Below are 16,808 nucleotides of genomic sequence, written 5' to 3'. Positions count from 1 at the left end.
TTTTATTTTTGATTGATGTATAAGTAAACTAAATATAACTAATGCATTGGATAATAAAGAATGATATCTGGGAGATGAAGCCGGTTGGATTTAAAGAAGCATTTAGCCTTTATTAAAACGGTTGAAAGCGGCAGCCTGACCCAAGCCGCTGCCATATTGAATTACACACAGCCGAACATCAGCCAAATGATCAGTAAATTAGAGGAAGAGTACGGTTTTCCGCTTTTGATCAGACAGCGGCATGGAGTGAGGCCCACCGCAAATGGCTTGAAAGTGTTACATATTATGAAGGAAATTCAAAAAAACTATGAAAAACTGTCTGAAACCGTTGATAATATTAATGGGTTAGAAAGAGGGGAAGTCCGGCTCGGCACTGTTACGAGCGTGGCGGTAAAATGGCTGCCGAAAATTTTGAGGGAATTTAATGAGCTGTATCCTTCCATTAAGGTGCATCTGTTTGAAGGAAATTCTACTGAACTGGAAGAATGGCTGAAAGATGATCGGATTGATGCGGCGATCGGGACATCCCACAGCGAGAAGTGGCATTTTTACCCGTTGGCAGAGGATCCGATTGTAGCGGTGATGAGCCCGCAGCATGAATTGGCGCAATGTGAAACGGTTCCGTTACATGTCATGGAGTCCGTCAAATGTATCGTGCCTTATCCGGAGACACATTTTGATGTGCTGAAAGTGCTGAAGGAAGAAAAGATTACGCCGCGGGTCGCTTATCAAATCAGAGGGGATGAAGCGATTATTGCAATGGTGCGGAACAATCTGGGGATCAGCATCTTGCCGCAGCTTTTGGTGAATGATTGTGATGTGCTCATCAAACGGTTCGACCGGTATGTCTCCAGGCAGCTCGGCATTTTGACAGCTCATGCAAAGGAGACGCAGACACCTTCTGTCCAGAAACTGATTCAATGCATACAAGAATGGGTTGCGGTCCGTCAGGCTTCTGTCTGAAGAAGCCTGATATGCGTTTAAGCCGGTTCAGCATAATAGACCAGCATAAAATATGTCACCGGTTCATCCGAGGAATTAAAATAACTGTGCGGCATCGCCCGAAGTCAGCACATGCTTTTCGTCATCAAGCTCAACCGTCAATTCACCGCTCTTGATTAAAATGTATCTTCCCCTAAATGTGATTTTGCCTCACGGGCGCAGCCCGGCTTCAGGTCAACTATGTCAAAAAGTTTGACCGTGACGGTGGTGAGCGGGGTTATTTCGGTGTCGGGCTTTCGTTTGTATATAAAAAGAGCATCAACGGCACATGCTGTTGATGCTTTTTTTGAAATGCTAGGGTTTGGAGAGCACTTCAATTCCGACGTTGACCATTTTGTCCAGTCCCATAAAAGACAGGCAGATTTTGGCGCGTCTTTTTCTTTTATCGATCTTTTTAATAATGCCTTCCATTCCTTTAAGAGGCCCTGAGGCAACGGTTACTTTTGAATTTTCAATATAGACTTTTGAATAATCTACAGTGTCTCCTTCTCCGATCAGCCTGATGATAGGGAGGATTTCTTCATCCTTAATTGTCGTGAAATAGGTTTTACGCTCTTTGGAATAATATGCGCCGTTATTCACGATTCTGCATGAAATGGGGAGTTCTTTGATTTTATGAAATGTCCGCTCTGTCATCTTCGTTTTAAACAGCACATATCCCGGAAACATCTTTTTGAGTGCCTCGTATTTGATTCCGGCTTTTCGTTCTGTGACTTTTTTCTTGGGTATGATTGAGTAGAGAGCCTGCTCATCAAACTGCAGACGCAGAAATTTTTGAACTGTTTCTTCTTTTCCGGACTCTACAAAAAGTGCGTACCATTTCATGACTGGGTCCTCCTTAGAATAATAAGAAATTATTATACAAAGAAAGTATTTAATGGATAGTATTTAAAATGATTAAAAATTTTTCTAATTCATCTTTTTTTTACATAATATATGAAAATGAAAAATAAGTATAGACCCAATTGACAGAGAAGCGAGGAATTTTCTTTGACATGAAAAGGGTTCAGGGAATTATCTGACATTTATCCCGAAACAATTATGCCGACTGTCCACCTAACATAAAACTGTGGAATAAATGTCAGAAAATAACGAAATAAAGCCTTGACATTATTATCTATAAATTGATATTATTCTCTTTAAATAGCAACTATTTGTTAAATTTATTAAATTGATGTAAAGCACCTATTAAATTTCAATCGCTGTTTCGGCACGTTGAAGAGGAAATAGGGATTATAAAAATGATTGTAGTGTATATATCTACATATACATGATAAGGGAGAAGTGTGCCGTCATGGCTGTTTTCGGGCATATTGGCACTGCAGCTTGTCATGCGAAACATTCAGTAAACAAGCAAGATGTCTTTATATAAATTATGTTAGAAAAGGAAAACACAATGCGTTTGCGATTTTTAAACCTGTGCTGAATCGCAAACGCGTTTGTGTTTTTATTTTTATGCCGGTGTTTACACCAGTCAATATATGAAATAAGAGACGTTTTTGTATGGAGATCCACATGTGATATACAAAATTGGCGATGCGGAAAGGATGAGGATAAGATGCTTACGTTTGTGTTCCCGGGGCAGGGTTCTCAATTTAAAGGAATGGGAGCCGGACTGTTTGATGAATTTCAAGATCTCACACGTCAGGCTGATGACATATTAGGCTACTCTATAGAAGAATTGTGTCTGGAGGATCCGAATCACCAGCTGGGGAAAACGCAATTTACCCAGCCGGCGTTATATACGGTGAGTGCACTCAGTTATTTAAAGAAAATGAAAGAGTCCGGCAGAGAGCCTGATTACGCCGCAGGGCACAGTTTAGGAGAATATAATGCGTTATTTGCGGCCGGCTGCTTTGATTTTGAGACCGGTTTGCAGCTTGTGAAAAAAAGAGGGGAGCTCATGAGCAAGGCAGCTCCCGGAGGCATGGCGGCGGTTTTGGGGTTTACCGCTGAACAAGTAAAAGAGGTTCTATCCGATTATCATCTGACCGGCATTGATATCGCTAACCACAATTCACCTTCGCAAATTGTGATCGCCGGAACGAAACAAGACATTGAAAAAGCGGGCCCCGTCTTTGAAAAAGCCGGCGTGAGAATGTACCTTCCTTTAAATGTGAGCGGCGCCTTCCATTCCCGCTATATGAAAGATGCTGAAAAAGAGTTCGCGGATTATTTAGAAGAAACGGCGTTTTTGCCTCTTCGTTTTCCGGTGATCTCAAATCTTCATGCCGCACCTTATAAGAATGATGAAATCAAAACAAATCTGACTTTGCAAATGACCAATCAGGTAAAGTGGACGGACACGATACGCCGTCTGATGGGACTTGAAAATAATGAAATTGCAGAAGTCGGGCCCGGGGAAGTGCTGACAAAACTGACGCGTCAGATTAAAAAAGATGCCGTCCCATTACCTATGCCGAAAGAAGAGTCTGATACTGCTGATGTTAAAGCATCGGCAGCTGATCCGCAAAAAACGGCGGGAATGAGATTAGGGAACGAAGATTTTAAAAAAGATTATAACATCCAATATGCTTACATGACGGGCTCCATGTACAGGGGAATTGCTTCGGAACAGATGGTCATTAAAGCGGCAAAAGCGGGAATGCTGGGCTTTTTCGGAACGGGCGGATTGAGTATCGAACGGATCGGACAGGCCATCGGAACCATCCGGTCTGCACTGCGGCAAGGGGAAACATTCGGAATGAATCTTCTTCATCATATGATGTCACCTGACAAGGAAGTCAGAATGATAGATTTATATTTGAAAAACGGCATTCATCTTATTGAAGCATCGGCATTTATGGGCATAACCCCCGCTCTTGTTATATACAGGGCAAAGGGATTAAGCAGGAATCATGACGGGTCGGTGTCAGTTCAAAACAAAATCATCGCGAAAGTATCCCGGCCTGAAGTCGCTGAGGCCTTTCTGAATCCGGCTCCGGCTCATGTGCTGGAAAGACTTGTGTCTGACAATCGGCTGACAGCCGGGGAAGCGGCGCTTGCAAAAGAAATTCCGATGGCTGATGACATTTGCGTTGAAGCGGATTCAGGAGGGCATACCGACCAAGGGATTCCGTATACATTAATGCCTGCCATGATCAGACTCAGAGACCGCATGATGGAGAAGCACGGTTATGCGAAAAAAGTAAGAATCGGCGCAGCGGGCGGCATCGGCACTCCGGAAGCGGCTGCTGCCGCGTTTCTGCTCGGCGCCGAATTTATCGGAACCGGTTCTATTAATCAATGCACGGTCGAAGCCGGGACAAGTGATTCAGTGAAAGATCTGCTTCAGGAAGCGAACGTGCAGGATACGTCATACGCTCCCGCGGGAGATATGTTTGAAGCGGGAGCAAGGGTGCAGGTGCTGAAAAAAGGCCTGTTTTTCCCGGCAAGAGCCAATAAACTCTTTGACTTGTACAGACAATACAATTCTTTAGATGAAATAGATGAAAAAACGAAAACATTAATTGAAGAAAAGTATTTCCAGCGCAGTTTTGAAGAAGTGTATGAGCAGTTGAAACGTGATAAATCTCCTGAGCAGATCGCCAAAGCCGAACAGAATCCGAAACACAAAATGGCGATGGTATTTAAATGGTATTTTTCTCATACGACAAGGCTCGCTCTGGAAGGAAAAAGCGAAAGTAAAATAGATTACCAAATTCATTGCGGTCCTGCGCTCGGCGCGTTTAATCAATGGGTGAAAGGAACCCCGCTTGAAAATTGGAGAAACAGGCATGTCGATCTGATCGGCAAACAGCTCATGGAAGAAACAGCCGGCCTTCTTGCGCAAAGGCTGGTATCGATTACAGGCTGAGTATGACTAGCCATTACATTTTTTCTGCGGAGGACAGACCATGCTGATTGAAAATCATGAATTAACGATGAGCCATGTCGGGTTAGGGAATTTGAATGAGTACGCGCTGCTGCTGTTATTCGGCAACGCACACAGTCACCATTTAACGGACGGAACGGGATTCCGGCCTGATCAGATGGCCGATCACCAAGGGCTGATTTTGTATCCGGCTTATTTTATGACACATCTCAAAGTTCCTTCAGATCAGCCTCTTGATCAGTACCGATTATGGGACGAGGTTTCCGTCGGAGTCGATATCTCCCGGTTTGGAGAAACCATATTAGAATCTGATTATTTGTTCGGGCCGAAAGGAGCGGTCAGCTCTGATAAAAGCGAGTGGGACCGGGGACGGTTTCCTTCTATGAAAGCCAATAGTTTAATTGTCGTCGACGTCACACAAACAGAAGGTTCGACGCGCAAAGTCTCAGCGCCTAAGGCTGAATGCATTGCGGAACTTTCTAAGCTAGTCAAGCCGCCTTACGCCCTGATGCGGTCAAAGAAAATCAGAACGGACGCCTTCGGTATGAAGCCGGGCAATCTCAAAACAGCAGACCCCGTTTCATATCGGGTTCCTGTTGATCAGGATGCTGCGCCCGGGCATGCCATGGTGTTTGCGAAATTCAGCAAGATAATGGATGCGGCGGAATTTGAATGGATGACGCGCCGGTCGAAGCCGGGTTTTCCAGTTTCAATCGCGCGGCATTTATTTTTGCTTGAAAGAGAGACGTATTATTACGGAAATTGTTTTGCAGATGAAGAGCTTGATATTTATATGACGGGACACATTGAAGAATGCGATCCCGACTTTCACGGTGAGTCCCTCGGTATGAGCTCAGTGGCGAAAATCAGCTATCAGATTGAAGTCTATATGAAAAGAAATCATACATTGCTGGCCATTTCCAAGGTGGACAAGCTGCTGGCGGTGCCGACCTCTTCACAAGATCATATTCCGGATTATAAGCGGGTCATCAGAAGTTTATAAAATGAAGAATGGAGCTGAAAGCAAATGGAACAAACCAAGGAAATGAAGCAGATCATCGCTCAAATCATTCAGGATATTCAAGAACAGCAGTCATATCGGGCCGTCGAAGCGGGGGATGATGTGAGAGTCATAGAGGATCTGGGCTTCTCATCACTGGATATCGCTCAATTAGTCGCACAGATGGAGATGGAAACCGGAGTAGATCCTTTTTCCCAAGGAGAAACAATTTCAAGCATTACAACCGTCGGCAGCATTTGTGATATTTATCAAAAATATATGGACAGTGCTCAATCATGAAAACAGAAAGCGGGGGAGATATCAGCTGGGTGACTGATAAGCTTAGGGAAACGCAAGACAGTGAGTTTCTCATTTTTAAAGAGCAGACTTTTACGTATGATGATTTGCTGGCACGAATTAGCTTTTTTCAGAAAGAACTTGAACAAAACGGAATACGTGAAGGAGAATGTGTGGCGCTTATCGGGGATTATTCCCCGAACGCTATTTTTTTGCTGATGGCGCTTTTGTTAAACCGAAATATCGTTGTCCCTCTCAGCAATGAATCAAGGGAAAAGCATCTCGATATGTTTGAAGACGCGAAAGTGAATCAAATCATTGAAATAAATGAAAATGACAGCTGGACGCTTCGTGAAGGTTCTGAAAGCGCCTCTCACCCTCTGCTTGATGACCTGCGCGAGAGAGGGGAGTCAGGCATTATTATTTTCACATCGGGAACTTCCGGCAAAAGCAAAGCATCCGTGTTAAGCGCCGGCCGGCTGCTTAAAAAATATAAAACGGCGAAGAGAAAACCGCTGCGTACGCTCATTTTTCTGAAATTGGATCATATCGGCGGCATTAATACGCTGTTTGCGATTCTATTTAACGGGGGAACCATCGTCACATCAGACAGCAGAACGCCGGAGTCCGTTTATCAGGCGGTCGACAAGCATGCTGTCCAAGTGCTCCCCGCCACCCCGACCTTTTTAAACATGCTGCTGATGTCCAAGGCGGATGCCGGCTATAACCTCTCTTCACTCCGGCTGATCACTTACGGCACAGAACCGATGCCCCAATCAACGCTGCGCGGCATTCACCGGCTGTTTCCGGATGTACGGCTGAAACAAACATACGGATTAACTGAACTGGGTATATTCTCAACGAAATCAAAAGACAGCCAATCCACTTGGATGAAAGTGGGCGGTGCCGGAACAGAGACCAAAATTACCGGAGGCACGCTTTGGGTCCGTTCTGAGTCCGCGATGCTCGGCTATTTAAACGCACCGTCACCTTTCGATGAAGACGGCTGGTATGACACCGGTGACCAGGTGGAAACAGACGGCGAATATATAAGAATCCTTGGAAGAAAGAGTGAAATCATTAATGTGGGCGGAGAGAAAGTGTTTCCGGCAGAGGTGGAAAGCGTCTTTCTGGAGATACCGAATGTCCGGGATGTTCTCATAACGGGAAGAAAAAATCCGATTACGGGCGAGATTGTTGCGGCGGAGGCCGTGCTTGAAAAAGAGGAAGATATTAAATCTTTCAGAAAGCGGGCCGTAGCTCATTGCAAACAGAAGCTGCAGCCATATCAGGTACCGCAGATCATCTCTGTTACAGATCGGAAACTGTCTAATGACCGATTTAAAAAAATAAGAAACGTGTAAAACAGGAGGCAAATATGAATAACGGAAAAGTAGCGGTCGTCAGCGGAGGAAGCCGGGGGCTGGGAAAAGCGATTGTACAGACGCTTTTGGATGAGGATTACATAGTAGCCGCTTTCAGCCGCAGTGAATCTGATTTTATTAACACATTGAGAGAGAGTGAAAAGTACCGTGACCGCTTTTATTGGGAAGCGGCGGATGCGGCGGATGATGCCGCCATGAAACAGTTTGTTCTTCAAGTATACCGCAAGTTTTCCAGAATAGACGGCTTGGTCAATAACGCCGGTTTGAACCTTGATCAGCTGCTGCCCCTGACCAATGATGAAGACATTGACCGCATCCTCAATCTGAATATCGGCTCAGTCATCAAGCTGACCCGGAACGTTTCCCGTGTCATGCTGAAACAAAATTCCGGATCAATCGTTAACATAAGCTCCATTATCGGCTCAAGAGGATTTAAAGGCACTTCAGTCTACAGTGCATCCAAAGCGGCTCTTGACGGCTTGACGCGAAGCCTGGCCAGGGAGCTCGGGTCTAAAGGAATCCGTGTCAATTCACTTGCGCCCGGTTTTGTGGACACCGATATGACGAAAAATATGCCGGAAAAACAAAAATCACAGATTATCAGAAGGACGCCGATGGGCCGTTTAGGTGAAACAGACGATATGACCGGACTCGTTCGTTTCCTGCTTTCTCCTGAATCGTCCTTTATGACCGGACAGACAATGGCAATAGACGGCGGATTAACTTGTTAAAGCACAGAAAAATTCTTTTGTACAAGGGATGGTATCCTCATGAAATGTATTAACGAATTTTTAAGAACGGTAATAGCGCAAAAGCTGGGTGCCGAGGTGACCGAAGCGGAAGATAAAACCGCTTTTTTTACTTTGGGCGTGACGTCTCTCATCAGTGAAGAAATCATGACCATATTGCATAAAGAATTTACCGGCCTTTCTGAAACGCTGCTTTTTGAATATCCGAACATTGAGAAATTGAGTGAGTTTTTAAGTGCGCAGAAACGAAATCCCGAAAGCGTTCTTGAATTCACAGAAACGGAGCCTGATACGGGAAGCCGGCAGGAAGAAGAATTGCTTCCCGTACAGGCGGCTGAAAAGGTGCCTGAACCGGGAACGGGCGGGAGCTCTGATATTGCGGTTATCGGAATGAGCGGGATGTTTCCGAAAGCGGAAAACCAGCATGATTTTTGGGACAATTTAATGGAAAATAAAGATTGTGTCTCCGAAATCCCAGAGGACAGATGGGACAGCTCTTATTACTCGGAAGAGAAAACGGCAGAATACGCGTCATACAGTAAATGGGGAGGTTTTATTGATCATCCGGATCAATTTGACCCGCTGTTTTTTTCTGTTTCCCCGTGGGAAGCTGATTTAATGGATCCTCAGCAAAAATTGTATGTCACGTGCTGCTGGGAAGCGATGGAGGATGCCGGTTACGGGAATCCGGCGGCGAGGCCGACGGATCAAATCGGTGTATTCGCCGGAGTGACCTGGAATGAATATTCATTAATTGCACACGAAGAAGGTTTCCTCAAAGATCAGTACAAAGGCCCCGGCTCCTTATATTGGGGCATTCCGAACCGGGTTTCTTATTTCCTTGATCTCCATGGCCCGAGCATCGCTGTTGATACGGCGTGTTCTTCATCGCTTGTCGCCGTCCATCAGGCTTGTCAGGCCATTATGTCGGGCGACTGTGAAATGGCGCTGGCCGGAGGCGTCAACCTCAGCTTACATCCGCAAAAATACATGTTTTTAAGCCAATCGCATTTTCTGTCTTCTGAAGGAAAATGCCGCAGTTTCGGTGAAGGCGGAGACGGTTACGTGCCCGGCGAAGGCGCGGGAGCCGTTTTGTTAAAACCATTGAAAAAAGCGATTGCGGACAAAGACCACATCTACGGTGTCATTAAGGGGTCCGCCACTAATCACGGCGGCAAAACGACCGGGTATACGGTGCCGAATCCGGAAGCGCACCGGGACCTGATTTTATCCGCTCTAAACAGAGCCGCGGTAAGTCCGGCGGATATCAGCTACATTGAAGCTCACGGAACCGGCACGGCGCTCGGCGATCCGATTGAGATACGCGGCCTGTCTATGGCATTTGATAAACAGACCGATGAGAAAAACTACTGCGGAATCGGCTCGGTGAAATCCAATATCGGACATTTGGAAGCGGCTGCAGGGATCGCCGGTTTAATCAAGGTGCTTTTAAGCATGAAACATGAAACGCTTCCCGCCAGTCTGCACTCCGAGGAACTGAACCGCAAGATTTCTTTTTCTGATTCGCCATTTTATGTCGTCCGAAACAACCGGCCGTGGCCGGCTGAAGGAGATAAACCGAGAATCGCCGCAATCAGTTCATTCGGCGCAGGAGGCTCTAATGCTCATCTGATCGTAGGTGCTTATCAGCCAAAACGGCAAGCGGACAAGAATACTGAGCAAAAACCGCATGCCGTCGTATTAAGCGCACATTCCGAACAGCAGCTGAAAGAATATGCCGGGAAATTGAGCTCCTTTCTTGACCGATTGGAAAACCTGCCTTCTGCCGGCGGATACAGTCTGGAAAATATCGCTGCCACCTTATTGTCAGGCAGAGAGCCTTTCTCCTTCCGGCTTGCTGTCATTGCATCATCCCTTTCTGAGCTGAAACAGCGATTGGACGGATTTGTAAGCGGTCACAGTGACGGCAGTCATATGTACTTCGGAAAAGCGTCACACGGGCGGCCGGACGTTTCAGGCCAATCCGTTTCAGATCCTGAGAAATTTGCCGCGCTGTGGGTGAAAGGCCTTCAAGGTTGCAAAAAGCCGGAAACGCCGTATCAGAAAGTTCCGCTTCCTACGTATCCGTTCTTAAAGGAAACGTCCTGGCTGACCGATCAAAAAAAGCGGTATACAAAAAAGCCCCAAAATATCAAAAGGCGTGAAGCGCTGCATCCTCTGCTTGATGAGAATGTTTCATCCGCCCGGAAAGGGACGTTTCAAAAGATATTTTCCAAGGATGAATATTTCTTTAAAGATCATTTAGTGAACGAAAAATATGTGCTTCCCGGAGTCTGTCATCTGGAAATGGCGGCATACGGCGCGGGATTGTGGGGAGAACGCCCGGTCGTCTCTCTTCAAAGTGTGTGGTACATGGAGCCGATTGTGACAGGGACAGACCCAAGATCCGTCATGATAGAGTTTGAAGCAGAAAAAGAGCGTATAAGCTATGTCATTAAAGAAAAAGGAGCGGACGGCGCTCTCTTTTCGCAAGGGGAAGTGATTTGTAAAGAAAAAGGAGCATCTTTTGAGGCCCCGGTCTTTCAGCTCCCGGCGCCATTTGCGCAGAGAACGGAGCCGAAAGATATCTATCACTCGTTCTCTGAGGCGGGAATCGTGCAAAAGGACAGTTTTCAGGTCATCCGCGAATTCTCTTATACAGAAAGGAAAGCACTGGCCAAATTAACGCTCCCGTCACACTTGGAAGCCGATTTTAAACAGTACATCCTACATCCGTCCTTAATGGATGGCGCTGTTCAAACTGCAATGGCGCATGTGCTGCAATTTCAAAAAGAGCCTGCGCTTATCGTACCGTTTTCCTTCGGAGAAATACAGCTGCTTGAACCGTTAGCGAAAACCGTATTTGTGCATGCGGAGGTAAAAGCGGCCTCCGTTCACCAATTTGATCTGCATATTTGTGATGAGCGCGGCGTGCTGTTGGCGGCAGTGAAAGATTTTATCATAAAAGAGGTGCAGGAAAGCGCCGGGTTTAACCAAAAAGCCGGCGTCACGCCGAAGAAAAGCCGTGAAACGGAATTGCTTATGACACCGGTTTGGAACACCGTCACCATTCCGGAAACCGGCATGTCTTTCATGCGTATGCGTGAAGAAAAAATAATCGTCATCGGGGCTGGGCCGAATTTTCAGCAGGCTTTGAAAGAGATGTATTCCGATGTCCGTTTTCCGGACATCACTTCTTTGGACAGCGCGGAACAAATGGCTGAAACATTGAAAGCGCAAGGCTCTTTTCAACACATGATATGGGCGGCGCCGGATCAGCCCATTCCATCCGTTTATGATGCGGATACGGCCGAGGGACAGGAGCACGGGGTCATGCAGCTTTTCCGGCTGGTAAAAGCGCTTCTGCTTCTGAATTTTGACACGGAACAACTATCATTGACAATCTGCACGTTTCAAGCACAGCCGATTCATGAACATGATGAGGTCAATCCGAGTCATGCAAGCATACACGGATTAGCGGGGTCGCTTGCAAAAGAATACAGCAATTGGAGCATCCGGCTTCTTGATTTGGAATCTCAAAGGGGAGACCGGCATCTTCCCGATGTCTTCTCTTTACCGGCGGACCCCGAGGGAAATCCGTGGGTCTTTCGTGCAGGTCAGTGGCACCGACAGCAATTGGCCGTCTGCCGGCCTCATGCAGATGAGCCTTCATTATACCGGCACGGCGGGGTTTATGTGATTATCGGCGGAGCAGGCGGAATAGGAGAAGTATGGACTGAATATATGATTCAGACCTATCAGGCGAAAATTGTCTGGATCGGGAGGCGGAAAAAAGATACACAGATTGAAAGAAAGCTGAAAAGACTTGCGGCTTTAGGTCCCGCACCGCAATATTTCAGCGCGGATGCTGCGGATTATGACTCTCTCAAACGGGCGTATGACACCCTTGTGAAGGAAAATGGAAAGATCCGCGGGATCATTCATTCCGCCATCGTGTTATCAGACCGAAGTTTTGCCAATATGGAAGAGGATCAGTTCCGCGCGTCACTTTCTGCAAAAACTGATGTCAGCTTGCAGATTGCCCGGGTAGCTGAAGGGGAGCCCCTGGATTTCTTGCTGTTTTTCTCTTCGATGATGTCGTTTCAAAAAGCGCCGGGACAGAGCAATTATGCCGCCGGGTGCACGTTTAAAGACGCTTTTGCTAAGCGGATCTCACAGAAAGCGCCGTATGCCGTAAAAGTTGTCAATTGGGGCTTTTGGGGAAGCGTCGGCGTTGTCGCTTCAGAACAATACCGGAAACGGATGGAGCGGAACGGAATCGCTTCTATTGAGGCGCCCGAAGCGATGAAAACGCTGGAAACCCTGCTTTCCGGACCTCATGACCAGCTGGCGCTGATCAAAACGACAGATCCGGTTTTTATGAAAGACGATCTGAAAGAACAAGTAACGGTTTATCCGGAAAAGATTCCTTCCGCACTCGGACAATTAACGGTTAACATCACGCAGAATGACGAAGCTGAGCGGTTAAAAGCATCAAGTGTCATGAGCTGCATGAGAGAGATGGAATCCCTTATTGAAAAAATGCTTGTATCAACTCTTTATGAGATGGGAGCCGGGCTTGATCAGGCTTTGCCGTTATTTCAATCGGCTGCCGGCATAACGGAACAATACAGCAGATGGCTGAAAGAGAGCTTTGTCCTCCTGAATAAATTAGCGCTTGCTCCGGAAAAAACGGATCTAGGGCAGGTGTGGGAGGAATGGGAGCGGAAAAAAGAGACTTGGCTGCGCCAGAAAGACATGAGGGCGCATGTCAGATTGGCAGAAGAGACATTGCGTGTGCTTCCAGACATTTTAACCGGAAAGCTTCCGGCAACGGAAGTGATGTTCCCTGACTCCTCCTTCCGTCTTGTGGAAGGCATTTACCGCAATAATATCATTTCTGATTTTTTCAATGACAAGCTTGCTGACACATTGATTGCAGTTTTGAAGGAACGTCTGGAAAAAGACCCGCAGGCGAAAATCCGCATTTTAGAAATCGGAGCCGGAACGGGCGGGACGAGCGCCGCGGTCATGAGAAAATTGAAACCGTATGAAGCGCATATTGCCGAATATTGTTTCACGGATATTTCTAAAGCATTTCTTTTACATGCAGAAGACATATTCGGTCCGGAATATCCTTATGTCACTTATAAAATATTCAACGCTGAGCAGCCGGTATCAACAGAAGCGCCGGACATCGGCACGTATGACGCAGTGATCGCGACCAATGTGCTTCATGCGACAAAAAATATCCGCTTTGCGCTGCGCCATGCGAAAGCAATGCTGCAAAAAAACGGCCAGCTGTTTATAAATGAGATCAACAGCCGCACCATATTCAACCATGTGACGTTCGGCCTTCTTGAAGGCTGGTGGCTGTATGAGGATCATGATTTACGGATTCCGGGCTGTCCGGGGGTTGATCCGGCCGGCTGGGCGGAAGCGCTTTCGCTTGAAGGATTCGTCCATCCTCTGTTTCCGGCTGAAGCCGCACACGACTTAGGCCAGCAGATTATAGCGGCTGAAAGTGACGGAACGGTCAGGCTTGCCCTCCCGCAGGCGTCAGAAGAAAAACCGGAGCGCCGTCCGTATGACGCAGATGGTCTTTCGGATGATACCTTGCATTTCAGCTTGAGAGAAAAAAGCGTTGAACTGATGAAGAAGGTAATCGGTGAAGCGCTTAAAGTGCCGGCGCATCGTCTTTTATCCTATGAACCTTTAACCGCATACGGATTGGATTCCATACTGGTCGTCAGACTGACCAACGCGTTAAAAGACGTCTTCGGTTCTGTCAGCAGCACTTTGTTTTTTGAATATCAAACCATTGATGAGCTTGCTGATTACTTTCTGTCTTCCCGTAAAGAAGCGCTCGAGCGGCAATTCGGGAATGGACGGGCTCATCCCGAAAACGCCGGACGGGTGCAGGCTCCCGCAGAAAGCGCCGCGCCGATTCCAAACGTAAGGGAACGGGGCATCACATATCTGACGGAATTAATAGGAAAAACGCTGAAGATTCCGAGCGGGAGAATGGATCCGTCGGTTTCCTTAACCGCATACGGTTTGGATTCTATTCTGGTCGTCAGGCTCACAAATGCCTTTCGTAACGTGTTTGACCAAATGACCAGCACCCTCTTTTTTGAATATCAGACGATAGAAGAAATCGCGGATTACCTGCTTCTTTCTCAGCGGGGAGCATTTATGAAAGCGATGGGTGTGCGTGAGGAGCAGCTGTCTGATCACACAGATAACCTGAATGTAAAACAAAACAAGATTCCTCAAAACGAGGAAGGCAACAGGACAAACGGAGATCGCTATGTCCAGGATATCGCTGTCATCGGTCTGTCAGGCCGGTATCCGGGCGCCGATCACGTTGATGAGCTGTGGGAAAATGTAAAAGCCGGCAGGCATTCTATTACTGAAGTGCCGAAAGATCGCTGGGACTGGAAAACGTTTTATAACGAGGAACGCGGAAAATGGGGGTCCATTTATTCAAAATGGGGCGGTTTTCTCGATGACATTGATACATTTGATCCGCTGTTTTTCCGTATATCTCCCGCGGAAGCTGAAAGGATGGATCCGCAGGAAAGGTTGTTTCTGCAGACTGCTTATTCAAGCATTGAAGATGCGGGGTACACCCCGGCCACGCTTTGTGACAGCCGGAAAATCGGAGTCTTTGTCGGTGTGATGAACAGCAATTACCCGACAGTTCCCAGCGACTGGTCTATCGCAAACAGAGTATCGTTTTTGTTCAATTTCCAAGGGCCGAGTATGGCTGTGGATACAGCCTGCTCTTCTTCTTTAACAGCTGTCCATCTCGCTGCAGAAAGCCTGCGGAGCGGAATGAGTGAAACAGCGATTGCCGGCGGAGTCAATCTTATCGTTGATCCGGCCCACTATGAGCGGCTGTCCGCTTTTTCAATGCTGTCTCCCGGTGATAAATGCAAATCTTTCGGAGACAGTGCGGACGGTTTTGTTGACGGTGAAGGAGTAGGGGCGATTGTGTTAAAGCCGCTTGCTCAAGCGGAGAAAGACGGCGATCATATTTACGGCGTTATCAAAGGAAGCATGCTGAACGCAGCAGGCAGGACAAACGCTTATATGGTGCCGAATCCGAAAGCGCAGTTTGATCTGATCGCAGAGACGTTGAAACGAACAGACATTCACCCGAGAACGGTCAGTTACTTGGAAGCCCACGGAACGGGCACTGCGCTCGGTGATCCGATTGAAATCGACGGGTTAACGAAAGCTTTTCGCCTGACAACAGAAGATCGGCAGTTTTGTTCCATCGGTTCCATTAAATCAAATATCGGACATTTAGAAAGCGCTGCCGGGATTGCGGGGATCACCAAACTGCTTCTGCAATTGAAACATAAGAGGATTGCCCCTTCATTGCATGCGGCGGAATTGAATCCGAATATTGAGTTTGAGCACACTCCGTTTTTCGTACAGCAAAAAGAAACGGAATGGAAACGACCTGTCTTGAATATCACGGGTAAAATGAAGGAATATCCGAGAATTGCCGGCATTTCCTCGTTTGGAGCAGGAGGTTCAAACGCACATGTCATCATTCAGGAATATGTGCCGTCTGACAGCCTGAAACCAATGGAAAACGCGTCTGTTTCTCCGCAAAAACCGGCTGTTATCATTTTATCAGCGCGAAATGAGCAGCAATTGTCAGAGCGCGCCCGCCAGCTTCTGGATGATGTCATAAGAAAAAAACGTTCTGACGGGGATTTGGCCAAGATCGCTTACACGCTTCAGGCGGGAAGAGAACCGATGGCTGAGCGGCTTGCATTTACGGCCGAGTCGATAGAAGAACTGAAAATGAAGCTTATGAGTTTCTCAAACGATCATAATATCGAACATGCTCATATCTGGCGGGGCAGGACAGCCAAACATCATTCATTGGCGGCTTCACTCACTTCTGATGAAGATATGGCGCTTACCATAAAAGCCTGGCTGAAAAAAGGGAAATACGGAAAGCTGCTTGACCTTTGGGTTAAAGGACTTGACGTCGATTGGTCAGCTCTTTATCAGCGCAACCCGGGCCGCATCAGTCTCCCGGCCTACCCTTTTGCCAAAGACCGATATTGGGTGACAAAAGCTGATGTGTCACTTGACAAAACAGGCTCAGCGAAAAGTGAGAAAGCAGCCAGACTTCACCCGCTGCTCCACGCGAATACATCGACCTTTACCGCCCAGCGTTTTACTTCTGTTTTTTCAGGACATGAACCGTTTTTTGCCGATCACATCGTTAATGGAAAACCGGTGCTTCCGGGCGCGGCTGCTTTAGAAATGACCCGGGCCGCCATTACACTTGCCGCCGAAGACTTGCCCGGCGGGAAAACGGGTGTCCGGCTCAAACAGATTGTTTGGCTCCGTCCGGTGACGGCGCTTTCTGAAGGAGTGACGCTTCATGTAAAGCTTCAGCCGGAAGAAAACAGAGACATCGCTTTTGAAGCGTATGCCGAAGGAGAAGAGCCGCTTGTCTTTTTCCAGGGAAAGGCCGTGCTCGAAGAGACGGAGCGTGCTCCGGTACTCGA

Annotated in this window: 8 protein-coding genes; 7 read left to right on the top strand and 1 reads right to left on the bottom strand. The window is 47.2% G+C overall.

Features of this window, described 5'->3' with window-relative positions:
- Positions 1-84: 84 nt before the first annotated feature.
- Positions 85-963, top strand: a complete 879-nt coding sequence (locus G9F50_RS05940) for a LysR family transcriptional regulator (RefSeq protein WP_015240165.1) — start codon at positions 85-87, stop codon at positions 961-963.
- A gap of 333 nt (positions 964-1,296) precedes the next feature.
- On the opposite strand, the gene loaP is transcribed toward G9F50_RS05940, so the two are convergent.
- Positions 1,297-1,827 (bottom strand): antiterminator LoaP, encoded by a 531-nt coding sequence (gene loaP, locus G9F50_RS05935; protein WP_007408401.1) that lies wholly within the window; start codon positions 1,825-1,827, stop codon positions 1,297-1,299.
- Positions 1,828-2,560: 733 nt separating this feature from the next.
- Between loaP and fabD the strand changes: the two genes are divergently transcribed.
- From fabD to G9F50_RS05905, 6 genes are all read left to right on the top strand, one after another.
- Entirely contained in the window at positions 2,561-4,819 is a 2,259-nt protein-coding gene (gene fabD / locus G9F50_RS05930) for an ACP S-malonyltransferase (RefSeq protein WP_012117930.1), read from the top strand.
- Positions 4,820-4,859: 40 nt separating this feature from the next.
- A complete protein-coding gene (locus G9F50_RS05925) occupies positions 4,860-5,840 on the top strand; it encodes an LnmK family bifunctional acyltransferase/decarboxylase (protein WP_060562588.1) in 981 nt (326 codons plus the stop codon).
- A 24-nt stretch (positions 5,841-5,864) separates the two neighbouring features.
- Complete coding sequence (locus G9F50_RS05920) at positions 5,865-6,137, top strand: acyl carrier protein (RefSeq protein ID WP_003153264.1); 273 nt, start codon at positions 5,865-5,867, stop codon at positions 6,135-6,137.
- Entirely contained in the window at positions 6,134-7,498 is a 1,365-nt protein-coding gene (locus tag G9F50_RS05915) for a long-chain fatty acid--CoA ligase (RefSeq protein WP_060562587.1), read from the top strand. The genes G9F50_RS05920 and G9F50_RS05915 overlap by 4 nt, the downstream gene beginning before the upstream one ends.
- A gap of 14 nt (positions 7,499-7,512) precedes the next feature.
- Entirely contained in the window at positions 7,513-8,250 is a 738-nt protein-coding gene (locus G9F50_RS05910) for an SDR family oxidoreductase (RefSeq protein ID WP_060562586.1), read from the top strand.
- Between the two features lie 39 nt (positions 8,251-8,289).
- On the top strand, positions 8,290-16,808 hold an 8,519-nt coding region (locus G9F50_RS05905), incomplete at its 3' end, for an SDR family NAD(P)-dependent oxidoreductase (protein WP_165417698.1).

This window comes from Bacillus sp. EKM206B (assembly GCF_011066015.1).
GTDB classification, from domain to species: Bacteria; Bacillota; Bacilli; order Bacillales; family Bacillaceae; genus Bacillus; species Bacillus velezensis.
Note: the sequence above shows the minus strand (reverse complement) of the source record. Positions and strands in the feature narration are given on the sequence as shown.

Bases quoted from the DNA above. Each gene is read 5' to 3' on its own strand.
- loaP (WP_007408401.1), bottom strand. From the start codon at position 1,827: ATGAAATGGTACGCACTTTTTGTAGAGTCCGGAAAAGAAGAAACAGTT.
- fabD (WP_012117930.1), top strand. From the start codon at position 2,561: ATGCTTACGTTTGTGTTCCCGGGGCAGGGTTCTCAATTTAAAGGAATG.
- G9F50_RS05925 (WP_060562588.1), top strand. From the start codon at position 4,860: ATGCTGATTGAAAATCATGAATTAACGATGAGCCATGTCGGGTTAGGG.
- G9F50_RS05920 (WP_003153264.1), top strand. From the start codon at position 5,865: ATGGAACAAACCAAGGAAATGAAGCAGATCATCGCTCAAATCATTCAG.
- G9F50_RS05915 (WP_060562587.1), top strand. From the start codon at position 6,134: ATGAAAACAGAAAGCGGGGGAGATATCAGCTGGGTGACTGATAAGCTT.
- G9F50_RS05910 (WP_060562586.1), top strand. From the start codon at position 7,513: ATGAATAACGGAAAAGTAGCGGTCGTCAGCGGAGGAAGCCGGGGGCTG.